This is a genomic window from Rossellomorea sp. YZS02 (assembly GCF_033963925.1).
GTDB lineage: Bacteria > Bacillota > Bacilli > Bacillales > Bacillaceae_B > Rossellomorea.
Window position 1 is genome coordinate 15253 of record NZ_JAXBLY010000024.1, and the last position, 24857, is coordinate 40109.

Below are 24857 nucleotides of genomic sequence, written 5' to 3' on the forward strand. Positions count from 1 at the left end.
ATACTTTAGAAGAACCATTATGCTTTAATACTAAGGTAAAGTTTATAATGGTCTGTAGAATCAAGTGAAGAATTGATCAAAGCTTATTTTTGTTGAGGAGTCCTATAAATAAGAGATAATGATAGTAAGAGCCGAACGGTGACCAACATTCCTATCCTTAAAGAATTTGATCTGGATATCCTATGAAAATAAATAGACGGAAAAATTCCGCTTAATTTGTCCATACGATTAAAAGAGGCTGATATAGGCGGAAAAATTCCGCCTATTAACTCAAAAATACATAAATCGATTCGTACTTCTGTGCATAAGCGGAAAACCTCCGCCTATATACCGCTAAAAATAGTTCGAGTCTGAATATAACCGGAAAACTTCCACTTATTTCCTTTTGCTTTCAGCTTAAGGCTGGGATGACACCCCTCTATTCAGGTCAATCGCCTAAAAATGTAAGTGGACAAGAGAGAAATGGGCGGGGAAATCTTAACAAAGTCTATTGTATCTTTACGATATAAAACATTCGATTCACACTGTCTTAACATGAGGTCTTTATTATTAATGAAGCAAAACAAATACCGGCATGGGAGTTCATGAAGTACCTGATGTCACCTGAGGTTCAAGCAGAATGGCATATGAAAACAGTATATTTCGCCATTAGCCCGGGAGCGAAAAAAACGGACCGTGCTTAGGAAGTAGCCAACAAAAAGCAAGGGAACTAGTATAACCTGTTTGGAATACGTATACTAATAGTACAACGATGTAAGCCCTTGAAGGTAATGCTTCAAGGGCGTTCCTATTCTAACAACGAGAAGAAAAGAGGAAAGAGAATGGAATTATTTGCTCATCGTGGAGTGAGTGGAGAGGCTCCAGAGAACACGCTCGCTGCATTTAAAGCAGCCGCAGAGTCGGGTGCACACGGTATCGAATTGGATGTCCAACTGACAAAAGACGGTCAAATCGTCGTCATTCATGACGAAACCATCGACCGTACCACCAATGGAACAGGCTACGTGAAGGATTTGACATGGGAACAGCTCAGAACCTATGACGCCGGGAGTTGGTTTCACCCCTCTTTTAAAGGAGAGTCCATCCCTTCACTAGAAGAGGTCCTCGATGTTGTGACCGCTCACTATGACTCGATGATCATCAATATTGAATTAAAAAACGATCTCATCGACTATCCGCAGTTGGAAGAAAAGGTCCTGGAGCTGCTCAACGAAAAAGGGATGAAAGAACAGACAATTATTTCTTCATTCAATCCTGCGAGTTTGAAAAAGGTAAGAGAGCTTGATCCTGATATTGAGACAGGTTTACTTTTTGAAGGGATTCCAGCGAATATTCTGGACCGGATTAAGCCCTTGCAGGTTAATGCACTTCACTGTGATGCGTCTTTTGCTCAATCTCCAACTGGGCGAAACGTGATGGACATGGGGATGCCTCTGCGCGTATTTACGATTAATACAGTGGAAGAATTTCAGTTAGTGAAAAAAGCGGGTGTTGAGGTTGTCATGACGGATTATCCGGGGTTGTTTTTGGAGCATCTATAATATATTGAAACTCAAACTGGCAGCAATAAAAAAGAAAGAGATTCGTCGATTGACGAGTCTCTTTCTTTTGGAATAGAGTGACACCATTTTTTTCACGAGCACCTCAAATAGGTACCCTTTTGACAGTTCCCTTGTGGTCTCTACTTATTGTTTATTCTATACTTATCGATGAATTTTATAATGACAATTGATGTAGCAATTAAAAGGATAATCCCAATAAAACTAACCGTAAATCCATTATTATACACTGTTATTGCATTAAACATATCCGTATCAAAGAGTGACCCTATGAAGTAATACATAACGTACGCAACTAGCATAACAACTATAAGTACTAACCAATACAATAAATTCACACCCATCTACCAATTAATCAATTTTAGTTTTTATTTTCTTATTCCTGCCCTCTACTTGAACAAAGGGCGGCTGCTTGTTCAGCAAACGCCACGGTTAGTGAAATAAGCCCGTTTTTCATAATGAGTACTCTTTCAAAGTCACTCTATTATTAGTTATTTAATCACTCACTAGTTTGTCCATTTCTCAAATTAAAGAGTAAAACTATTTATACTATACGAGAATAATAAGCTACATCTGCAACTCGCCCGTGTAAATGCGATTCAGGCAACACCGCCACCAAAGTAAATCCGAGTTTTTCAATTAACTTTTTTGACGGTATATTTTTATCATCTATAGTAGCAAAAAGGCGTGTAAGGTGTAATGTGCTTTTACTATGCTCAATGACAGCGGAAACCGCTTCATACGCATAACCGCCTCCCCAATGCTCCCTCATGAAGCGATAACCGATTCCGCCAAGATAGCCTTCTGCTATTTCTGGAATCATGACATCACCGATGAATTCATCCGTATCTTTTAAGGCGACCGTCCATTTTGTTTCAGTGCGATTCCTCACCATTTCTAACATGGAGTGTTCATCACGAGGGGGATTAAGCCCTAGAAATTCTCTTACTTCATCATTGTTCATCATTTTCATCATATTGGGAATGTCTTTTTCCGCTCTCGGACGTAAAATCAATCGTTCTGTTAGAATGATCGGTGCTTCTTTTTTTTCCATGATGTATTCCAGCCTTTCGTCCATTATATAAATAATCTATCATGTGAACGCTCACCGACACTGAGTCAAAGAACCTTCATTCTATTAACGTATGTCTCATCCAAATCATTTAGGGGGCTTCATTTAATGGCCATTTTCCTTTTTCACCACAAGTTTCTTATCAAGCGAAACATCATTCTTGGTATAAACAATATGATGTTGAAAACCACTTCAGATATAAACTCTAATAAGGTATCTTTATAGAATTCTTTTCTGTTTTGTTTTTCATTTTTCATTTTCTAGCTCCCCAATTATATGATCCTTTCAAATAGTTTTTGATAACCAAAAGGTAGAATAGTAGAAATCAACATACCCACCCCAATAATAGAAACGGATAAAATGGAAAACTTCACAGTCGAAATTTCCTTTCTCTTATAAGCGATCGTTAAGATTCTAATCATCGAAAAAACAGTAATGAAAATCAGTACCGCTGAAAAAATACTTATCAGAATGACCGGCATCTTAAAATAGCCACTTAATCATTAGACTTCTTCTTTTCAATTATGGATAAGATCGAATACAAGATAATTCCACAGGCGATCATCAGAAGAAAAGTGTTGGTGATAAGGTTGAAATCAAGCTCATGAATGACTTGTTCTACTTCTCCGTTGTCACTGACTGAAATGTATTTCCATCCATCATATTCGAGCGTAAAGAAAGAGAGGATCAAGCCTACTATAATTCCACCGACAATCGACATCCAACCTTTTTTCATTGTTTCACCCCTTAACGTAAGTATAAAGGAACAAATGGAGAAATATTAGTAAATTCTGTTGTAATATTCGATAAAATTCCCCTCGAACAGGTCCATTTCATCCATTTAAAAAGAGAACAAAACATACGAAATGATTGCAAACGATTACAAATCTATGTTATTTTATATGTAACCGGTTACATAATAACCAACCAAACGAACAGGAAGTGACTTACGTGGCAACAATCAAGGATGTGGCGAGTGAAGCGGGGGTGTCGGTGGCGACGGTCTCCCGGGTGCTGAATGATAACGGCTATGTAGGAGCCGAGACGAGGAAGAAGGTAATGACGGCGATTGAGAAGCTGAATTACAGTCCGAACGAGGTGGCACGCTCCCTTTATAAACGGGAGTCGAGACTTATCGGACTGCTGCTTCCGGATATCACCAACCCGTACTTCCCGCAGCTGGCGAGAGGGGTCGAGGATGAAGTGAGCGAGGCGGGGTTCAGGCTCCTCCTTGGAAACAGCGACGAAAACATCCAGAAGGAGCTGGATTATATCCAGACCTTCGTTCAGAACAATGTCGTCGGCATGATCTCAGCGACCAATCATGTAGAGCATGATCAGCTGTATAGTGAATTGAATCTCCCACTCGTCCTCCTAGACCGGACCACGGACAACTATCCGGCAGTGTATGCGGACGGCCGCAAAGGAGGACGCCTGGCGGCAAAGACCTTAGTGGAAAAAGGGGCGAAGCGGATCACCGTCATGAAGGGGCCGGCACACGTGAAGCCGGCACAGGACCGATTCCGGGGAGCCGTTGAGTACTTGAGCGGAACAGACGTCGACTTCACGGTGATGTCCACGACCTCGTTCTCCTTTGAAGACGCAAAGGGCTGGGCAGAGGAACTGTTCGCTACCTATCCTGATACGGACGGGGTCATCGCAAGCAATGATATCGTTGGGATCGCGATTCTCCATGAGGCGCTCCGGCTCGGGAAGAAGATCCCGGAAGACGTCCAGATCATCGGCTACGATGACATCCCCCAGAGCAGCCTTTCCTATCCAGCGCTATCAACGATCAGGCAGCCGGCTTACGAAATGGGCAGGCAGGCCGCGGCACTTCTGATTAAACTGATAAAAAAAGAAAAAGACATCGATACATGTGTTCAGCTTCCGGTTGAACTCATACAGCGAAACACAACACGAAAGGGATGAAGGAAGATGAATAAAGCGAAGATTGCCGTGATCGGCAGTTCATCCATGGATCTAGTGGTGACATCAGCGAAACGCCCCGGTGCAGGGGAAACGGTACTGGGCGACAGCTTTGACACGGTACCCGGAGGAAAAGGCGCCAACCAGGCCGTTGCAGCAGCAAGACTTGGAGCAGACGTTTACATGATCGGATGCGTCGGCGATGATCCTTACGGCAAAGAAATCTTGGAAAACTTTAAGAGCAACGGTGTTCATACAGAGTATGTGGAACCGGTTACAGGTCAGAAATCCGGAACCGCCCATATCATCCTCGCTGAAGGGGACAACAGCATCGTCGTTGTTAAAGGGGCCAATGATCTTGTGACACCAGAATACGTTGAGAAAGCAGCCGATTTCCTCAAAACATGTGATCTCATCATGATCCAGCAGGAAATCCCAGAGGAAACAGTTGAATACGTGGCAGACCTGTGCAACAAGATTGAAGTACCACTGCTATTAAACCCGGCTCCAGCACGAAAGATTTCACAAAACGTTATCGTTGGTGCCAGCTATCTGACACCGAATGAACACGAAGCAGATGTGCTCTTTAATGGAATGAAACCGTCAGAAGCGCTGAAACAATATCCTGACAAAGTCATCATCACCGAAGGAGCAGCAGGAGTCCGTTACCATAATGGAACTAAAGAAATCCAGGTTCCCTCCTTCAAAGTCGAAGTCGTCGATACAACAGGGGCCGGCGATACCTTCAATGCCGCATTCGGAACCGCCGTTGCTGAAGGACAAACAATGGAAGAAAGCCTCCGATTCGCAAACCGCGCCGCATCCCTTTCCGTGACCGGATTCGGGGCACAGGGTGGAATGCCGACAAGAGACGAAGTGGAAAGGAAGCTGGCAGAATGAAACGACATGGCATCTTGAACAGTCACATTGCAAAGATACTTGCCGATCTCGGCCACACCGATACGATTGTCGTGGCCGATGCCGGTCTCCCGATTCCGTCAGACGTCGTGAAAATCGACCTGGCATTGAAACCGGGAGAGCCATCCTTCCTTGACGTGGTCGAACTGTTAAAGGAAGAAATGGTTGTTGAAACCGTCACGTTAGCTGAAGAAGTCGAAACAAATAAAGGGGTTAAAGAACAAATGACCTCATGGTTCGATGGGATCCAGTTTGTATCCCATGAAGACTTCAAGAAAGAAACCCATAAGGCGAAGGCCGTCATCCGCACGGGGGAAGTCACACCGTACGCGAATTGCATCCTTCACGCGGGAGTCATTTTTTAAACCAAAGGGGGTAGTAGCATGCAGATCAGCATGAAGAATATCCATAAAGCATTTGGGACGAACAAGGTCCTCGAAGGCGTCGACATCGAGATCGGGGAAGGCGAAGTCCATGCCCTGATGGGAGAAAACGGCGCCGGAAAGTCGACCCTGATGAACATCCTGACCGGTCTTCACAAGAAGGATCAGGGAACGATCACCATCGACGGGAAGGACATGACGTTCGATAATCCGAAGCATGCCGAGGAATTCGGCGTTGCCTTCATCCATCAGGAGCTGAACGTCTGGCCGGAGATGTCCGTCCTTGAGAATCTGTTCATCAATAAGGAACCGGTTACACAATTCGGTCTTATCAATACGAGAAAAATGAAAGCGGTTGCGAATGAACAGTTTGAAAAGCTGAACATTTCCATCCCTCTCACAAAAGAAGCAGGACAGTGCTCGGTCGGACAGCAGCAGATGATCGAAATTGCCAAAGCCCTCATGACGGATGCAAAAGTCATCATCATGGACGAGCCAACAGCGGCCTTGACGGACCGGGAAATCGAGACGCTCTTCACTGTCATCCGTTCCCTAAAGAAAGCCGGCGTGTCGATTGTATACATCTCCCACCGGATGGAAGAAATCTTCACGATCTGTGACACCATCACAGTCATGCGTGACGGACGCACGGTGGATACGACGCCGATCCCCGAGACGAATTTCGATGAGGTCGTGAAGAAAATGGTCGGACGTGAATTAACAGATCGCTTTCCAAAACGCCAACCAAAACCAGGTGAAACAATGCTTGAAGTACGGAACCTGACGAAAAAGGGACTGTTTGAAAAAGTAAGCTTCGCGGTCCGCTCAGGAGAGATCGTCGGCGTGTCAGGATTAATGGGGGCAGGCCGAACGGAAATCATGCGAACCATCTTCGGACTCGACGGACGGTATGAAGGTGAGATCATCGTGAACGGGAAACCAGTCACGATTAAAACACCAGATCAGGCGGTGAAGCTCGGTCTTGGATTCATCACTGAGGATCGGAAGGATGAAGGACTCGTCCTCGACTTTTCCCTGAAGGATAACATCGCCCTACCAAGTCTCTACAGCTTCACGAAGAAAGGCTTGATCAATGATAAAAGCGAACAGGACTTTGTGGAAATGCTTATCAAACGGCTGACAATCAAGACCGAATCAGCCCGGACTCACGCAAAGAACCTTTCGGGTGGGAACCAGCAGAAGGTGGTCATCGCCAAATGGATCGGGATCGGTCCGAAAGTGCTCATCCTCGATGAACCGACAAGGGGAGTCGATGTCGGAGCAAAACGGGAAATCTATCAACTGATGAACGAGCTCACCGACCGGGGCGTCGCGATCGTGATGGTATCATCCGAGCTGCCAGAAGTACTCGGGATGAGCGACCGCATCCTCGTCGTCCATGAAGGGACCATCGCAGGAGAGCTATCAAAGGAAGACGCCACACAGGAAAAAATCATGACATTGGCGACAGGAGGTCACGCACATGAATAACGCACTCAAAACGAATCACGTCGGCAATCTGATGCAAAAGCTCGGTCCACTACTTGGACTGTTTGTGCTGATTGCGACCGTATCCATCATCAACCCTAGTTTTCTAGAACCCTTGAACTTATTGAATCTATTACGACAGGTCGCGATTAACGCCCTGATTGCCTACGGGATGACCTTCGTCATTTTGACCGGAGGGATTGACTTATCCGTCGGCTCGATCCTCGCCTTATCCAGTGCCCTCATGGCCGGGATGATGGTATCAGGAATCGACCCGATCCTTGCGATCCTAATTGGCTGTATCCTTGGAGCCGTGATGGGAATGGTTAACGGACTACTCATTACAAAAGGAAAAATGGCCCCATTCATCGCAACACTTGCAACGATGACGATGTTCCGCGGGTTGACGCTCGTGTACACCGACGGAAACCCAATCACGGGACTCGGTGACAGCTATGCCTTCCAACTGTTCGGAAGAGGATACTTCCTTGGAATCCCAGTACCTGCCGTCACCATGATTCTGACGTTTGCGATTCTATGGGTGATCCTGCACAAAACCCCGTTCGGCCGTAAAACGTATGCCATCGGTGGGAATGAAAAAGCAGCCCTGATTTCAGGGATCAAAGTACCACGAATCAAAGTGATGATCTACTCCCTGGCCGGCTTACTGGCCGCACTCGCAGGAGCAATTCTGACGTCACGCCTGAATTCAGCCCAGCCGACTGCGGGTACATCCTATGAACTTGATGCCATCGCCGCCGTCGTCCTAGGCGGGACAAGTCTGTCAGGCGGACGCGGACTGATCGTCGGAACACTGATCGGTGCACTCATCATCGGAACATTAAACAACGGTCTGAACCTGCTCGGCGTCTCATCCTTCTTCCAAATGGTAGTAAAGGGTGTCGTCATCATCATCGCGGTTCTCATCGACCGAAAGAAAGCAGCGTAGGAGGGATACTATGAAAAAAGCATGGTTATTACTAATCAGTCTATCACTCCTATTCCTAGGCGCCTGCTCCCTGCAGCCGCCGGAATGGGCAAAGCCAAATAAAAGCTCGAACCCGGAAGACATCAAAATCGGACTATCGGTTTCAACACTCAATAACCCATTCTTCGTCTCCATGAAAAATGGAGTAGAAGATGAAGCAAAGAAACAAGGCATGGAAGTCGTCGTTGTTGATGCCCAGAACGACGCTGCCAAGCAAATCAATGACGTTGAAGACCTCATCCAGCAGGGCGTCAACGTCCTACTCATCAACCCGACGGATTCAGCGGCCATCTCCACTGCAGTACAATCCGCCAACAGCCTTGGTATTCCGGTTGTCACCCTTGACCGCTCAGCGGAAAAAGGAGACGTCGCCACACTCGTCAGCTCGGATAACGAAAAGGGCGGCGAAATGGCCGGAGAATACCTTGTCGAACAGCTCGGTGAAGGAGCCAAAGTAGCTGAACTTGAAGGTGTTCCCGGAGCATCTGCCACTCGTGAGCGGGGAGCCGGGTTCCACAACATCGCGGATGAAAAGCTGGATGTCGTGGCTAAGCAGACGGCAAACTTTGATCGTACCGAAGGATTGAATACAATGGAAAACCTAATTCAGGGGAATCCAGATATCAAAGCTGTATTCGCTCATAACGATGAAATGGCATTGGGAGCACTGCAGGCAATTCAGAGTTCCGGCCGTGAAGTGTTAGTCGTTGGATTTGATGGAAATGAAGATGCGATGACTAGCATTCAGAATGGTAATCTGTCTGCGACTGTCGCTCAGCAGCCTGAGAAGATTGGTTCGTTGGCCGTTCAGGCTGGGGCTGATGTGTTGTCAGGGAAGAAAGTGAAGAAGAAGATTCCGGTTCCGTTGAAGTTGGTGACGGAGGAGAATATAGGAGACTCTTCAGAATAAATTGTGGTGGTAAACCTCATTCGTGCATTTGTACGGATGAGGTTTTTTCCTTTGTTGATAAAAGTAGTGGAGAAAAGAATTTAGCTTTTCTTACTAGTGTTTGCTCCAAATGAGTTGGGGTCTGACCCTGATTAAGCCAAAAGCAATATTCATCTTTAAGATAACAAACCTGCTCTTCATTTTTTCCCCAATAATAATACATGAATAGAACATATTCTGTATGAATATTTTCTACCACTTCTAGCATTTAGCCTTCCTCTAATTTACTTACAACATATTTTAAAAAAGAAAATTCACCAAAGGGTATCCTTTCCAAGTGTATCTCACTATATTAGGGTTGAATACATATTGAAGCAGGAGTGAATCAAATGAGTAGATGGAGAAATTTAAATCAATGGATGTTGGATTTGGATAAATTTTATCACCTGGAGGGTATTTACCTGTATATGTGGATTCTGTTAATTACCATGTATGAGGGCGAAGTTCAGTTGGGGTGTGTGGTGCTTGGTGAAAAGCAGTATATTCGGTCGATCGGGAAGTTTCGAGAGGACCTGTTTTTTACAGTGAGAATGAGGCCTTTTTGTAAGCGGTTGGAGTCGGAGAAGTATGAATATGAAGATCTGATTACGTTTAAGCTGATGAATGATTTCGCTTGTGTGGAATATTTCTATTGGAAGAGAATGTCTGTCAAAAGTGGTGTTATGATTCTGGGATTGACAGGCTTAATGATAAAGCTGATTCCGGAATGTCATCGTGCGGCGAAAAGCATGTGAATCGGGTACGGAAATAACCTGCAAATAGACTTAAGAACTTAGAGATAGAATAGATTTTAGAGAACAACAACATCAAAACTACCGCCATTAGAGACGCTAAGGATGTAGATAGGATGTAGGTGTTGATTAGACATTTCATTGGCAGGATGGACTCCTAATATTTAAGAAGTTCATACGGAGGAATTACGGTTCGTGCACTTGGAAGAGTATATTTCCTACTGGGTGAAGAGGAGAATTCAGGACCATATCATCAATGGCTGTTAAGGATCATTTATCGTTAGATTAAAAGTGTGCTTTTCCAGATTAATGCAAAAAGTTAAATTAGGTACGTCCCAATTATCCTTAAAAATAGCCAAAGGCTTTTTAAGGAACCTTATAGGGTTTGTCCAAAAAAATCCCTAATTGTTCACATCCCTTCGTCAACTTTTTCCCTTTATCATGAGGTAATCAAAGAGATTTCAAGGTGCAAGGCAATTCATAGAGTATGAGTTTACCATCTAAGTTAAAAGTGATAGAGTATGTATATAAATTCCATTTGAATAGGAGAAAATATGTATATATCTCAGCTGACTCTACGGAACTTCAGAAATTTCAAAGCCCAACAATTCAGTTTTAAATCAGGGGTAAATACGCTTATTGGAGAAAATGGCTCAGGGAAATCCAATGCTTTTTTGGCTCTGCGTTTAATGTTGGATAACAACCTTCCGAACAGTGCTGCAAATCTGATTGAAACGGACTTCAATCGGAGTCTTGGCGGTTGGAAAGGTCACTGGATTACCATCTCATTGACGTTTAAGGATTTAGACACCAGTGAAGGTGCCAGTTTGTTAGCACATAAGTTAGAGGACCTCCAAAGAGACAACGCAAGTGGATCGTACCACTTTTTCTTTAGACCAAAGAAAAAAATACGGAAGGTGCTTTATGAGTTATCACAGTCTCCACAGAAAGATCGGGATCAGCTTAACGCCATTCTCGATCCTCTGACAATAAAAGATTATGAAACCGTGTACCATTTCAGAGGCACAGCAGATTTTTCAGATGACGAGACCTACAAGAGCTTGATCGGAGATTTCGATTCCATTGAGTTTCCGAATCCAGATGAGGAACAAAGACATCTCCTCGGTACTCCGAACTCTCAGATTTTTATGATCCGTTCAGAATTGGCATGTACCCATATAAAAGCGTTAAGGGATGTCATGTCAGAACTGAGGAAAACGAGGCAGAGTCCCTTGTTAAATTTGTTGCGGGATAGTGCAAAAAACATACAAATTGGTGATTCGGAAGAAATCATAAAAAAAGTCACCCAGTTAAATAATGCCATCAGTGAATTAGAAGAAGTAAGTAGCCTTGCTGGACGTGTTAAACAAACCATCGATTCGACCATAGGTCATACCTATGCTCCTGAAATTAGCATACAGTCGGAACTGCCCGAAGACATTAACAAGCTATTTCAGGCCTTGACTCTCTGGGTCGGGGATGGGGAAAGTGATCATCAAGGACGATTAGAAGATCTGAGTCTAGGTGGAGCCAACCTAATTTATATCACCCTGAAGTTACTGGAATATGAGTTCAATCAGCCAAGAGAAGAGAAAGCTGCTCATTTCCTCTTAATAGAGGAACCTGAAGCCCATATACATACACACATCCAAAAAACCATGTTCGAGAATTATCAATTCGAGAATACGCAGGTCATTACCACTACGCATTCAACCCATATTTCATCTGTGAATAAAATTGAATCTGCGAATATCCTGTGTAAGGAGCCAAACGAGACCTTAGTATGTCATCCAAGCAAGGGTTTATCGGAAGCGGAATGCAGGAAAGTGGAACGATATTTAGATGCGACAAGAAGCACTTTACTCTTCTCAAAAGGTGTTATTTTGGTGGAAGGGGATGCAGAGCTAATACTCATTCCACTTTTGTTTAAAGAAGTGTTTGGAATCAGTCTTGATGAAATAGGCGTGAGTTTAATCAATATGAGTAGCACTGTATTCACTCACATAGCAGATCTTTTCCATGACGATCGAATAAGGAGAAAGTGTGCCATTATTACTGATCATGATCAAACTCTCGTATCCTTTACAGGAAGGGACTACAGGGAACTGTCTAAATCAGAGCAAAAGCAGTACAATTCAGCTGAAAAGGGCGAAGAGAGGAAACAAAAATTAGATGCTTATTGTTTTAACAATTCTTGGGTAGATGTGTTTTATGCTAAGCATACCTTTGAAGTGGACTTTGTTCTGAATAGTAATGTACCTGAGATTATAGGTACACTGAAAAGTATATATAAAAGGCAAAAAGAAATTACTGACTCGACAGCTATACTGAAATCACAAGTGGAATCAAGGATAGGATTGGAAACACTCCGACTTGCCGAAAAAGAAGGAAAAGGATGGTTCGCTTTGATACTAGGTGATGAGGTCACCTATGAAACCTTCATTCCTCCATACATCCTTGATGCCATAGCGTTTGCAACCTCTCACATCGGATTTAAGCATTATGAAAAGATGGCCAAATACAGGGTAGAGAAAAATTGCAGTGAAGAGGAATATGAAGAGTATTGTTCGGAATTGGCCGAACTAACATCAACTACAAGATCCATCCAAAAGTTATCTGATCTTACAAGGAATTACTTAGATAATGACGACGATTTCTTTTTATTTGTCAAACGTAGTAAGGAGGGGGCTAATGCTAGAAGGTCTGGATCCTCAACAGTTAAAAGCGGTAGAAAGTGAACATGATACCCTTTTGTTAGCATGCCCTGGGAGTGGTAAAACCCGTGTGTTGACAAGGAAGATAGCATATGAACTAGATCGATTGGAAAGCAACAAGAAATTCATTGTGGCTCTGACGTATACCAACCGAGCAGCTGATGAAATTCAAAAAAGAATTGATGAAATGGGCATTCCCCAGGAGCAACTTTGGGCAGGGACCATCCATTCTTTTTGTTATCAATGGATTATTAAACCCTATGCTGAATTAATTCCTGCGTTAGTAAACGGCTTTACCATTCTGGATGAGTTTAAAAAAGAGACAATACTAAAAGAGTTAAAAACGAAGCACTCACTTCCATCTTATCAAGCAATTAGCACAAGCATCACTAGAGATGGAAAATACACAGACCAAGAGCCAGTCAACAAAATGGTGGCCAAAGAGTACCACAAAAGTATAGTAGAAAATAAAGAAATCGATTTTGATCTCATTCTCTACCTTTCGTATAGGCTTCTGAAAAAGAATAAAAAAATCCGAAGACATTTATCCCGCTTGTTTCGTTATATCTTTGTAGATGAATACCAGGATACGTCAGATTTACAGTATGGGATCATTGGGCAAATTATTCGCCCGAGTGAAGGGAGTTGTAACATCTTCCTCGTTGGAGACCCTGACCAATCTATTTATAGTTCACTTGGAGGTATACCAAGAACATTAGAGGAAATTCAAGATGAAATCAGCAGCAAGCATATGGAGCTACACAAGTTGTCAGGAAATTACCGATCAAGTCAACGAATTGTAGACTATTCAGTTGAATTTCAATACGAAGATATGATGGTAAAAGCCTTAGGAGAGTATTCAAACAAACACGGTCGAATAAGTTTGAATACTACAATCGATAAAGAGGACGTGCCTCAAGAAGTCGCCAACCTCATCTCGTATTATATTGAAAAGGGCTGCAGCCCAAATGAAATATGCGTAATTGCCCCACAATGGTATTCCCTTTATCCAGTCGCGAAGAAATTACGAGCACTTCTACCAGGCGTTCCATTTGAAGCTCCAGGTTCAATCCCTTTACCCAAGAATAAAGATAATTTTTGGTGGAAGCTGGCTCGCTTGTTTCTGACTGAACCTAATCCACAGAACTCATTGAATCGATTTAGATGGGTAAGAAGGGTAATTGAGGACTTAAATGACTATACCAATGAAGGTTTTACATTTACTCATAATGATTGTAGAAGATATTTGAAATGGATAAACTCAATAAAGCCCAGACCAAAGGAAGGCGTTCTTTATCTTAAAGAAGCTTTCAAAGAATTCTTCAATAAGCTTGAAATTGATTTTACACACAACCAAACGCTTCATGATCAATGGGAAACATTCTTCAATGGGATCAAGCAAAGGTATGAAACTGAATCCTTTGCGGATGTCCCTAATACAATCGACTACTTTAGAGGCATGTTTAAACCCTCAAGTGGAGTTGTGATTAATACCTGCCACGGAGTAAAAGGGGAGGAATATGAGACTGTCATCGCTTTTGGATTGCTGTGGGGGTACATTCCTCACTGGAATGCAATATGGAATGAACCTCCCATTGTAAGAGATACCTCCTCAAAGAATTTGTTGTATGTCATAAGCTCTCGTGCAAAGGAAAATTTGCATTTACTAGCAGAGACCGGAAGGAGCACGACATCAGGCTACCCTTATGAGATCAATAGACACTTGGCCAATGTCAGATTTGAGTATGATGCTTTATATGTTTGAAGAAGGCCAGGGATGGAGTACTGGAAATTCTAAAAGATCATCAAAAAAGAACTGGAGATGAATATTGGGGTCTGATCCTTGGCGCGATAATACATTAATGTACCGGGGTCAGACCCCGATTTTCATCCTTAACTCATTTTTTAAAAAGATAATGTCTACATTTAATTATTTTTAATGAATAATTGATTTATAACGCCCAATTAATTAGGAGGGTAAAATGTATTGCTATTTTCAAGAGAACTACGAAAACTTGCAGTTTAGAAAAGCAAAAAAAGAAAATAGAGGACTAAGAAAAGCTCAGTTAGGAGCAACCCATGCAATAGCTTCCTATTTCACAAAGGAAAATAGTAAACAAGCCTTAGTGGTGTTGCCAACAGGAACAGGTAAAACAGCGGTAATTATGATAAGTCCGTATTTATTAGATGCTAAAAAAGTGTTAATCATTACACCTTCAATTTTGGTTAGGAATCAAATTGCTGAGGATTTTAGAAACTTAAAAACTCTTAAAGATATAAATGTATTGCCAGAAATTTGTATGAACCCGATTGTTTTTGAACTTACAGATAGTAAAATTGAAAATCATATAGATACTATTAATAACAGTGATGTAATTGTTGCAACACCACATGGAGCGTATAATCTTTCAATAAACACAAAAGTAAAGGATAAATTTGATCTTATATTAGTTGATGAAGCACACCATGAACCAGCTAAAAAGTGGCGAGAAGCACTTGAGAACTTTGCAAATACTAAAAGGATATTGTTCACTGCCACCCCTTTTAGATTAGATAATAAAAAAATTCAAGCAGATTTAATATATTCCTACTCTCTATCACAGGCTTATGAAGACAAGATATTCGGGGAAATCTCTTTTATACCTGTTGAAATAAGTGCTAATGAAAATCGAGATGTAAAAATTTCAGTTGAAGCTGAGAAAATATTCTATGAAGATAAATTAAAAGGTTATAAACATTCATTGATGGTGAGAGCGGGTTCAATAGAGGAATCAAAAATCTTATTAGAAATCTATAAAAAGAATACTGAATTAAAACTAGAAGTTGTGCATAGCCGGCTTTCTGCTAAAACTGTTAGAACGATTATTGGTAAATTGAAGAATGGTAACTTAAATGGTGTTGTTTGTGTAGATATGATGTCAGAAGGCTTTGACTTCCCTAATTTAAAAATAGGCGCTATTCATTCACCCCATAAATCTCTAGCGGTTACACTTCAATTTATTGGTAGGTTTGCTAGAACTAATGCCAATAACATTGGTAGTGCAAAATTTATAGCTGTAAATGATGATGATTTCATCCTTGAAAACTATAAATTATTTTCTCAAGATGCCGTTTGGAAAGATATTATTATTAATTTATCTGAATCTCAAATTATCCGAGAAGAGGAAAACCAAAAGTTTATAAATCGTTTTACAATAGAATCAGATACCTCTAAAGACATTGTTAAAGAAATAGCTCATTTAAGGCCAAACTTTCATGCGAAAGTATTTCAAACGGATTCTTTTAACATTGATGCAATCTTTCCAGAAATGGGTTTTAAATTAGAAGGAGTTTTAGTGAATAAAGAAAATAGTACGGTTATAACTATATTAAAGGACTTGGTTGTTCCTAGATGGGCAACTACTCAAAGTGAATTATATGATAAGAGTTATTATTTAGTAGTACTTTATTATTCGCAGGAGACTAACTTGTTATTTATTAACTCACAGCTTAAAAGCGAAAACTTATATTATATGGTTGGAAATGCATATTGTGGAGAAGATTTCTTTCATAAAATAAGCAGGAACCAATTACACAGAGTATTAGGTGGTATGACAAACTTTGAAATTTTTAATTCTGGTTTACAAAATAGAGTATCAAATGAAGAGTCTTATACTATCAGCTCTGGTCCAAATGTAAGTAACACATATGATCCAGCCACAGGAAGGTTATATGCTGCAGGCCACGTGTTTTGTAAAGCAAGAATCAATGGGATAGAAACCACACTTGGTTATAGTAGTGGTTCGAAGATATGGAGTAGTTCATATGGATCTATAAAAGAATTTATAGACTGGTGTAGTTTAAATGCTTCAAAAATAATTGATAAAGAGCTAGTTGTTAAAACGAATACAGCATATGATTTTGTTCCGCTCCCAGAAGTAATCACCAAGTTTCCTGAGACAATATTCTGTGTTAAATGGTCAAATAATACTTACTCAAACCCACGTAATTTGATATTGGGAGAAAATATAAGCGAAAAGACAGTATTAGATATAGATTTAGTCATTTCCACAATAAATGAAAATGAAATACAATTCTATTGCAATTTCGAAGGGGAAAGATATTTGTATTCACTTTCAGTCAATGGAAAAGTAAAGTTAGTTAAAGAAGATAAAGAATTATTTCTACAAGTTGGAAAGCATCAACAAAGATTGTCAGATTATTTACAAGGGAATCCATTAGAAATGTTAACGACGGATTTAAGTTTAGTAACTGATGGAGAAATAGCAAAAAATAACTTTAGAGTGGAACAATTTGTACCGGACTTAATTAAAGAAATCAAATGGAAAGAATATAAAACAGATATTGCGGTTGAATTTGGAATAACTAAAAATTCAGGTTTGATTTCGATACATGAGGCACTAGAAAGAATTTTAAGTGAAATCAACTATGACTATCTTATTTACGATCATGGAACAGGGGAAGTAGCTGATTATGTAGGAATTAGGATTACTGAAAATGAAATACACGTACATTTTTTTCATGTAAAAGCTATGAAAGGAAAGACTTATAATAACTCTGTAAACGATCTTTATGATGTTGTTGGCCAGTCAATAAAATCAATAATTTGGTTGAAAACAAAATCTGTATTTAGAACAAAAATAATTAGCAGGAAAAAATCCGGTTACTCTAAATTTATTGTAGGTAACTATAGAGAGTTAATAAATGTTCTTCAAACAAACAAAATATTAAAAGCAAAGATTATAGCTGTACAGCCATCTGTAAAGCATAATCACAAAATGACAGAAAAAATATCAGAATTATTGGCTGCGACTAACCATTATATAAAACATTCAGGTTCGGCGAATGAATTTATGATTTGGGGTAGCTGAACAATATTATAAATGAGCGTTAATAAAAGATTCTTTCTCAATCTCATATAAATTCTTTGATCCCTATTTCGAATCGCAGCCTAAATTAATACACCACTATATCTCACATTATTTTGTGTTTACTACCTTCAGCACTCCAGACAGGTGAAGTGTGGTAACTATTTAATTAAAAGCCTATCTAGTGCATAAAATAGAAAAATGGCCTACTAATGGAGAGGTTAGATAGTTCTTTACAAAAGAGAGTGAATCTGAACATCAGGTTCACTCTCTTCATTTAAGATGTTTTTTGGACAGAACTTTTTTTTATTATCCTTTGCCTTCTCTTACTCACCACATAAACCAAAGAAGTAACCAAAAAACAACTAAACCCCGGCGAAAACGAATCAGGAATCACCAAATAAACCACCATCCCAATCACTAAAACATACAGCGCCTCACGATTAAAATTCGACTCCCCACTAGCCAGCCGCACAAGCGAACTCTCCGAAATCCTCCCTTTCCTAATAACCAAATAATCAGCCACCACAATCGCCGATATCGGAATGATCAGAATCCCCAGATAAGAAATATACTCCTGCGCATTATAAACCAGCTGCGGAAAAGAGCTTAATATGATCCCGGCAATACTAAACAACAGTGCACTCTGAATCCGCGAAAGGGACGGCAGTGCATTAAGCAAACTATACCCCCCTGTATACGCATTACTAAGATTAATAGATATCATAGACACCATCGCGCAAGCCGTAATCACCAAGAGAAGCAGACTGGAGTCAGTCAGTTGCCCAGCTGCCACGAATGGATTCAAATCCTTGAACAAGCTGGCACTCAACCCTCCAAGTAATGCCGTCATCATGAATCCGACGACGTTTCCACTATACAATCCCCAGAATCCGTGGCGGTCGCTTTTGCTGTAGCGGGTGATGTCGGATGATGCGCTGACGCCTGAGATGTATTGGACGAAGACGAGGCTTGAGTAGAATAGGAACGTTCCGATGGAGAAGGGTTCCTGACCTTGGCTTAGTGTTTGGAGGGAATCGGCTCCTTTTGTTAGGAACAGGTAGAGGATAATTCCCTGGCCGATCACGAGGATCGGGATGAATAGTTTGGTCGCTTTCTTGACGGCTTCGAAGCCGATGAGGGCTAGAAGGGTCATGATGATGGCGAGTCCAATGGCGATAGGGATGAATGGAATTGTATAGGGTGTTACTTTTTCCACCATGGAGATGATGACGAAGGTTCCTCCGATGGTTTGGACGCTGAACCAGTAGAGGGACGTCAGGGACCGGATGGGGGATGCGATGAGCATCGACAGCCGGGTTCCGATAATGGATCTCAGGACGTATTGAGCGGGCAGGCCGTAGCGGGAGCCCGGTAATGATAAGAATGATACGAATAGGAAGGCGACGCTTGCTCCGAGTACGGTGGCAAGAAATGCTGCCTGGAAGGATAGTCCGCCTTCAAGGACGGCCAGTGCAGGGATGAGGAAGTTTCCTGCGTTCACGGAGAAGGCGAGCTGTATGATGAAGTATTCGATCCATGTGGTTGATTTTAATTGTGGTGGGACCTTTTCGAGTCCGAGCCGTTCGATCATGGGTTGTTTCATGAAATAGTCTCCTTTGGGTATACTAGGATGCATGGTTTCTATTTTAAAGAATTTTTGAAAAAAAGCGAAGAAATAATCATTTATTTTTTTAAAGAAAAATAGAGATATTTCCTTATTTATTTGTTAGAATGTAAGTGCTTACAGGGTGAGTAATTGCCCTTCGCTATTATATATGAATAGTGTTATATTTAGAAAGTGAATGCTCCAAGGAGCAATAGTGCATTTAGGAGGTTGGCTTAGTATGCGTATTGGTGTACCAACGGAAATTAAAAACAACGAAAATCGTGTGGCCATGACGCCGGCTGGTGTTGTGAACCTTGTTCAATTCGGACATGAGGTTTACATTGAAGCTGGAGCGGGAATGGGTTCAGGATTTACAGATGAAGATTACAAAGCAGCAGGTGGACACATCGTTGATTCTGCAGCGGAAGCATGGTCCATGGATATGGTCATGAAGGTAAAAGAGCCACTTCCAAGTGAGTACTCTTATTTCCGCGAGGGGCTTATCTTATTTACATATTTACATCTTGCTCCAGAGCCGGAATTAACGAAAGCGTTAATTGATAATAAAGTGATCGGAATCGCGTACGAAACGGTTGAACTGAATCGTGCCCTTCCATTACTGACTCCGATGAGTGAAGTGGCTGGACGTATGGCGACTCAAATCGGTGCCCAGTTCTTAGAGAAGATCCACGGTGGTAAAGGTGTATTACTTTCAGGTGTCCCTGGGGTTCGCCGTAGTAAAGTAACGATCATCGGTGGAGGAGTGGCCGGTACGAACGCAGCGAAAATGGCTGTCGGACTTGGTGCCAACGTCACGATCCTTGACCTTAACCCGGATCGCCTTCGTCAGCTGGATGATATCTTCGGTAGCGACGTAACAACACTTATGTCTAACCCGCTAAATATCGAACAAGCTGTCAAAGAAGCAGACCTAGTGATTGGTGCTGTACTAATTCCAGGAGCGAAAGCACCTAAATTAGTAACAGAAGACATGATCAAAGCCATGACACCTGGTTCAGTTGTTGTCGATATTGCCATCGACCAAGGCGGAATCTTCGAAACAACAGACCGCATCACAACGCATGACGATCCAACATACGTGAAGCACGGCGTTGTACACTATGCCGTTGCCAACATGCCTGGTGCCGTACCACGTACGTCTACCATCGCATTAACAAACGTAACTGTACCTTACGCGGTTCAAATCGCTAACAAAGGCTACAAAAAAGCGTGCCTAGACAATGAAGCTCTGTTAAAAGGTATTAACACATTGAACGGATATGTTACTTACCAGGCGGTTGCTGAAGCGCATGATGTAGACTACTCAGATACTAGAACTCAATTAGAGCAACAATAACAACGAGAAGCCGACTGGATGGGAATGTTCAGTCGGCTTTTTGTGTGCTGAAATTTCCCTCTTTGATTAAACACACTTTTAACTTTATGAAATTCGGGTATAACATAAAAGTAGCGAAAGAAAGTAAGAAAATAAAAATAGATACGTTCATTTGGAGGAGAGAGATTATGAAGATTTCATATCACGGACATTCAGTAGTGAAAATCGAAACAAACGGTAAAACGATTCTGATCGATCCATTCATTAACGGAAACGAATTGACGGATCTTAAGGTGGATGACGAAAAGCCGGATGTGATCATCCTTACACACGGTCATAACGATCACGTAGGGGACACGGTGGAGCTTGCGAAGAAAAACGATTCGCTTGTTATCGCCAACCACGAACTAGCGACCTACCTAAGCTGGCAATTAGTGAAAACCCATCCGATGCATGTTGGGGGAGCTTACGAATTTGATTTCGGTAAAGTGAAGCTTACTCAGGCCTTCCACGGATCAGGTCTGATCACTGACGGCAATGAAATCATCTATATGGGTATGCCAGCAGGCGTTCTGTTGATGATTGAAGGGAAGACGATCTTCCATGCAGGGGATACGGGGTTATTCTCTGATATGAAACTGATCGGGGAGCGTCATCCGATTGACCTTGCTTTCCTACCGATTGGTGATAATTTCACGATGGGACCTGAGGATGCGGCGACGGCAGCAAGCTTTTTGAAAGCTAAGAAAGTCGTGCCGATTCATTATGATACATTCCCGCCGATTAAGCAGGATCCGCATAAATTTGTTGAGATGCTTGAGGATTCTGAGGGGCAGGTTATGAAGGCTGGGGATGTTATTGAATATTAACATGTAAGAGCGGTATAAATTAAGTAGTTCAGATAATGTGGTGAAAACATAAGATTTCACATATAGTGATATACGTTTCTGATATGATAAAAAGCTTGGGTTACCCCAAGCTTTTTTCTTGTTCCATTAAAGCCCCCTATAACGGAATAGCACTAATTTTCAATTATCCTAATGTCACTAATTGGATAAAAAACAACATTTGTAGTCCCTACAACCTCATCTATGGGGATTGCTCCTATTTGTCTGCTATCTGTACTATTTCTTCTGTTATCCCCCATAACGAATAAATGACCTTCTGGTACAGTAGCTTGTCCGACAGCAGTATCCTCTAATTTAAAGGGTCTCGTTAGGTCACCATTAATATTTTTCTTTTGCTTATCTAAGTATGGTTCTTTATACGCTTTTCCATTTACATATAAAGTATCTTTTTTAAACTCAATTTTATCCCCAGGTAAACCAATAACACGCTTAATATAGTCTTGTTTCTCATTTGCGTGAAAAACAACAATATCAAATCTTTCAGGTTCTCTTAATTTTGATACAATCATTCTTTCGTGATCTTGTAGGGTAGTATTCATCGAAGCACCATCAACTACAATAGGAGTAAATAAGAATGCACGAACCGTAAACACAATAACTACAGCTATAACCATAGCTTTCATCCATTCTAGCGTCTCATTTTTCTTTTTAACCATTTTTTTCATCCTCTCACTTTAAAAAGTAAAGTTCGTCCTCTTTGGCTTTTCCATTAAACTGCCCTTTACTGGAACAAGGGGCGGCTGCTTGTTCAGCTAACGCCCTCTTTTCTTAAAAAAGATTTAACATTGGTATCCAAACGATAATGGATAGCCACCAATCCTTCCGTGACTTAAACTTCAATAAGTTCATTCCCAAGGAATCCAAAACTTCTAACCTAAAAGATCACCTATAAGTTTCGAAATGTTCCGTTAACCTGCCAGTTAATTGAAGGTAAGCATTCTGACAATCTCTAAGTTTGTTTTACCATATATTGTTAAATTATCTTGAGACCCTCAACAAAAATAACCATTAGATTTAATACGCTAAAAGGAATGGCCATTCACATCCAATGGACAATACTTCTCCCTAAATTTGAACTCCTAAATGCAAAAGCATCGCCTTTTTCTCACCTTCACACAACATCCTCCACCCACTCGCATATACATGATACAAGCCTAGAAAGGAGGAACCATACTTGAAACAACGATACATTCTCTGTTTATTAATAACCGGGGCCCTCATCTACTACGGAGCCCCCCGAATGTCCATATTCGCAGAAGGCCTAAAGGGAACCTTCGCCATCAGCTGGCTAATCCTGGCCACCTGCGTCATAGCCGGCAACCTAGCCGCAATACTTTACACACCTAAAGGAACAGGCAAAGGCGGCGGCAAGAAATTGAAATCCAAGCCGGTGCGCAAAGTAAAAGCACGGTCGTTTGGATAAGCTCTTTAAGGCTTTTGGCTATGAAAGGAACAAACCGCCAATGTTGATTGAAGCGGAAGGGGCTCGACTCCTGCGGGAAACGCTGGACAGGTGAGACCCCACAGGAGCAGCCGAGGAGGCTCACCGCCAGCCCCGCGGAAATCGAGCCCCTGCAGCGAAAATCAACCAGCACTCTCTCATCAAAAGGTTAAAAATGCACTAAACCATCAGGGCTTTCACCCCAGAAAGCCCCGATTAAATTGAAACACCACGCTTTTCACATTATAATAAACATATAAAGTAGGACGTTACAAAGAAGGGTGAAAAGCTTGGCTACAAAACACGAACAAATACTGGAGTACATAGATACCTTGCCTGTCGGAGAAAAGATCTCCGTCCGCCAGATCGCAAAAGCACTGACCGTCAGCGAAGGAACGGCATACCGGGCGATCAAAGATGCCGAAACGAAAGGTTACGTCAGCACCATCGAACGCGTCGGAACGATCCGCATCGAACAGAAGAAAAAAGAAAATATCGAAAAGCTCACCTACGCAGAAGTGGTCAACATCATCGATGGACAAGTACTCGGTGGACGATCCGGCCTCCATAAGATGCTCAACAAGTTTGTCATTGGAGCCATGAAGCTTGAAGCCATGATGAGATACACGGAAGCCGGAAACCTCTTGATCATCGGGAACCGGAACCAGGCGCAGGAGCATGCCTTGCGCGCAGGAGCCGCCGTTTTGATCACAGGGGGATTCGATGCAGACGAAGACGTCAAGAAGCTCGCAGATGAACTCGAACTCCCAATCATCTCCACCTCCTATGACACTTTTACCGTCGCCACCATGATCAACCGTGCGATTTACGATCAGCTCATCAAAAAAGAGATCGTGTTAGTGGAAGACATTTTAACGAAAGTCGATGATACGATTTATCTGCATCTCGATGACACATTGGAAGAGTGGTACGAAAAGAATCAATACACTTTCCACAGCCGTTTCCCAGTCGTGGACCGAAACCTGAAAGTCCACGGAATGGTGACGTCAAAAGACGTCATGGGCCAGGAAAAGTATGCAGGCATCGATAAAATCATGACGAAGCAGCCGATCACCGTCAGCCCAAATACGAGCGTCGCATCCGCTGCCCATATCATGATCTGGGAAGGGATCGAATTACTTCCCGTCGTCAATGAACAGAACAAGCTGCAGGGAATCATCAGCCGTCAGGATGTCCTGAAAGCTCTGCAAATGATCCAACGTCAGCCACAAGTCGGGGAAACAATCGATGACCTCATTTCAAACGCAGTCGAAGTAGTTGGAGAGAAAAAAGACAACAAAGAAATCTACCAATTTGCTGTCACACCGCAAATGACCACGGGGATCGGGACGCTATCCTATGGTGTCTTCACTACCTTGATGACCGAAGCCGCCAACCGTGCATTGAAACCATACAAAAAAGGTGACCTCGTCATCGAAAACATGACCATCTACTTCATCAAACCGGTCCAGATGGAAAGCATCCTAGAAATCCATCCAAAGGTACTCGACGTAGGAAGAAAATTTGGTAAAGTGGATGTAGAAGTATATAACGAAGGCGTGCTAATGGGTAAATCACTGATGATTTGTCAGTTGATCGACCGGCATTAATCGGTAAAACAAAAAGACTAGATGGGCATCTAGTCTTTTACAGTACTTTATTGGTTATCCAGTTCCTTCGCTTCCCTCTGTGCAAAGGGGAGCACATGCTTATACATCTTATATCCGGCCCAGCAGCTTCCAAGTCCCAGCAGGATGAAAAGCGTGCCGATGACATACGTCAGTGTGCCGGGGAATAAAAACAGCTGATTGATCCCGAACAGGGCAACGAACAGCCCAAGGGCAATACTTGCTTTAGCCGATAACCATTTCTTTTCCATCGGTCGTCTCGTCCGCACTTGTCTAATTTTATAAAAGACATAGAACGTGAACGTAACGACAATCAGTAATGCGAGAAAATACATA

The 24857-nt window shown here is 42.0% G+C and carries 21 protein-coding genes; 15 read left to right on the top strand and 6 right to left on the bottom strand.

Features of this window, described 5'->3' with window-relative positions; genetic code table 11:
* The first annotated feature begins 821 nt into the window (after positions 1-821).
* The gene (locus SLH55_RS20065) at positions 822-1541 is read left to right on the top strand and encodes a glycerophosphodiester phosphodiesterase (RefSeq protein WP_320324339.1); all 720 of its coding nucleotides are present in this window, start codon (positions 822-824) and stop codon (positions 1539-1541) included.
* 562 nt (positions 1542-2103) lie between these two features.
* On the opposite strand, the gene SLH55_RS20070 is transcribed toward SLH55_RS20065, so the two are convergent.
* Together SLH55_RS20070 and SLH55_RS20075 are read right to left on the bottom strand one after the other, a co-directional pair.
* Positions 2104-2613, bottom strand: coding sequence for a GNAT family N-acetyltransferase (locus tag SLH55_RS20070; protein WP_320324340.1), 510 nt, complete (start codon positions 2611-2613; stop codon positions 2104-2106).
* A 514-nt stretch (positions 2614-3127) separates the two neighbouring features.
* Positions 3128-3367, bottom strand: a complete 240-nt coding sequence (locus SLH55_RS20075) for a hypothetical protein (protein WP_320324341.1) — start codon at positions 3365-3367, stop codon at positions 3128-3130.
* A 215-nt stretch (positions 3368-3582) separates the two neighbouring features.
* On the opposite strand from SLH55_RS20075, the gene SLH55_RS20080 reads away from it, so the two are divergent.
* From SLH55_RS20080 to rbsB, 6 genes are read left to right on the top strand one after another with little or no spacing between them, the layout of a single operon-like run.
* Positions 3583-4563 carry a LacI family DNA-binding transcriptional regulator gene (locus SLH55_RS20080; RefSeq protein WP_320324375.1) on the top strand — a complete coding sequence of 327 codons (981 nt, stop codon included), beginning with the start codon at positions 3583-3585 and terminating at the stop codon, positions 4561-4563.
* Positions 4564-4569: 6 nt separating this feature from the next.
* Positions 4570-5460, top strand: a complete 891-nt coding sequence (gene rbsK / locus SLH55_RS20085) for a ribokinase (RefSeq protein WP_320324342.1) — start codon at positions 4570-4572, stop codon at positions 5458-5460.
* Positions 5457-5843, top strand: a complete 387-nt coding sequence (gene rbsD / locus SLH55_RS20090) for a D-ribose pyranase (RefSeq protein WP_320324343.1) — start codon at positions 5457-5459, stop codon at positions 5841-5843. Before rbsK ends, rbsD begins: the two co-directional genes overlap by 4 nt.
* Before the next feature lie 18 nt (positions 5844-5861).
* Positions 5862-7352, top strand: coding sequence for a sugar ABC transporter ATP-binding protein (locus tag SLH55_RS20095; RefSeq protein WP_320324344.1), 1491 nt, complete (start codon positions 5862-5864; stop codon positions 7350-7352).
* Complete coding sequence (rbsC, locus tag SLH55_RS20100) at positions 7345-8298, top strand: ribose ABC transporter permease RbsC (protein ID WP_034756545.1); 954 nt, start codon at positions 7345-7347, stop codon at positions 8296-8298. Before SLH55_RS20095 ends, rbsC begins: the two co-directional genes overlap by 8 nt.
* A gap of 10 nt (positions 8299-8308) precedes the next feature.
* The gene (gene rbsB / locus SLH55_RS20105; protein ID WP_320324345.1) at positions 8309-9247 is read left to right on the top strand and encodes a ribose ABC transporter substrate-binding protein RbsB; all 939 of its coding nucleotides are present in this window, start codon (positions 8309-8311) and stop codon (positions 9245-9247) included.
* A 16-nt stretch (positions 9248-9263) separates the two neighbouring features.
* Here the strand turns inward: rbsB and SLH55_RS20110 are convergent, their stop codons facing one another.
* Positions 9264-9494 (bottom strand): hypothetical protein, encoded by a 231-nt coding sequence (locus SLH55_RS20110; protein ID WP_320324346.1) that lies wholly within the window; start codon positions 9492-9494, stop codon positions 9264-9266.
* Positions 9495-9615: 121 nt separating this feature from the next.
* Here SLH55_RS20110 and SLH55_RS20115 point away from each other — a divergent pair, with 121 nt between their 5' ends.
* From SLH55_RS20115 to SLH55_RS20130, 4 genes are all read left to right on the top strand, one after another.
* The gene (locus SLH55_RS20115; protein ID WP_320324347.1) at positions 9616-10020 is read left to right on the top strand and encodes a hypothetical protein; all 405 of its coding nucleotides are present in this window, start codon (positions 9616-9618) and stop codon (positions 10018-10020) included.
* A gap of 551 nt (positions 10021-10571) precedes the next feature.
* On the top strand, positions 10572-12755 hold the full coding sequence (locus SLH55_RS20120; protein WP_320324348.1) for an AAA family ATPase: 2184 nt from the start codon (positions 10572-10574) through the stop codon (positions 12753-12755).
* Entirely contained in the window at positions 12709-14496 is a 1788-nt protein-coding gene (locus SLH55_RS20125) for an ATP-dependent helicase (RefSeq protein WP_320324349.1), read from the top strand. Before SLH55_RS20120 ends, SLH55_RS20125 begins: the two co-directional genes overlap by 47 nt.
* 217 nt (positions 14497-14713) lie before the next feature.
* Positions 14714-17602: a DEAD/DEAH box helicase gene (locus tag SLH55_RS20130; protein WP_320324350.1), complete on the top strand. Its 2889-nt coding sequence runs from the start codon at positions 14714-14716 to the stop codon at positions 17600-17602.
* Between the two features lie 274 nt (positions 17603-17876).
* Here SLH55_RS20130 and SLH55_RS20135 read toward each other — a convergent pair whose 3' ends face one another.
* Positions 17877-19205, bottom strand: coding sequence for a purine-cytosine permease family protein (locus tag SLH55_RS20135; protein ID WP_320324351.1), 1329 nt, complete (start codon positions 19203-19205; stop codon positions 17877-17879).
* A gap of 241 nt (positions 19206-19446) precedes the next feature.
* Here SLH55_RS20135 and ald point away from each other — a divergent pair, with 241 nt between their 5' ends.
* Both ald and SLH55_RS20145 read left to right on the top strand, forming a co-directional pair.
* Complete coding sequence (gene ald / locus SLH55_RS20140) at positions 19447-20565, top strand: alanine dehydrogenase (protein ID WP_113969681.1); 1119 nt, start codon at positions 19447-19449, stop codon at positions 20563-20565.
* Between the two features lie 167 nt (positions 20566-20732).
* Positions 20733-21413: a metal-dependent hydrolase gene (locus SLH55_RS20145; protein ID WP_219166602.1), complete on the top strand. Its 681-nt coding sequence runs from the start codon at positions 20733-20735 to the stop codon at positions 21411-21413.
* A 152-nt stretch (positions 21414-21565) separates the two neighbouring features.
* Here SLH55_RS20145 and lepB read toward each other — a convergent pair whose 3' ends face one another.
* Complete coding sequence (gene lepB, locus SLH55_RS20150; protein WP_226673480.1) at positions 21566-22108, bottom strand: signal peptidase I; 543 nt, start codon at positions 22106-22108, stop codon at positions 21566-21568.
* A gap of 518 nt (positions 22109-22626) precedes the next feature.
* Here lepB and SLH55_RS20155 point away from each other — a divergent pair.
* Together SLH55_RS20155 and SLH55_RS20160 are read left to right on the top strand one after the other, a co-directional pair.
* A complete protein-coding gene (locus SLH55_RS20155) occupies positions 22627-22875 on the top strand; it encodes a hypothetical protein (RefSeq protein WP_320324352.1) in 249 nt (82 codons plus the stop codon).
* A gap of 308 nt (positions 22876-23183) precedes the next feature.
* Entirely contained in the window at positions 23184-24503 is a 1320-nt protein-coding gene (locus SLH55_RS20160) for a DRTGG domain-containing protein (protein WP_079533633.1), read from the top strand.
* Positions 24504-24550: 47 nt separating this feature from the next.
* On the opposite strand, the gene SLH55_RS20165 is transcribed toward SLH55_RS20160, so the two are convergent.
* Positions 24551-24856, bottom strand: coding sequence for a YtpI family protein (locus SLH55_RS20165; protein WP_061809474.1), 306 nt, complete (start codon positions 24854-24856; stop codon positions 24551-24553).
* Between the last annotated feature and the right edge of the window lies 1 nt (position 24857).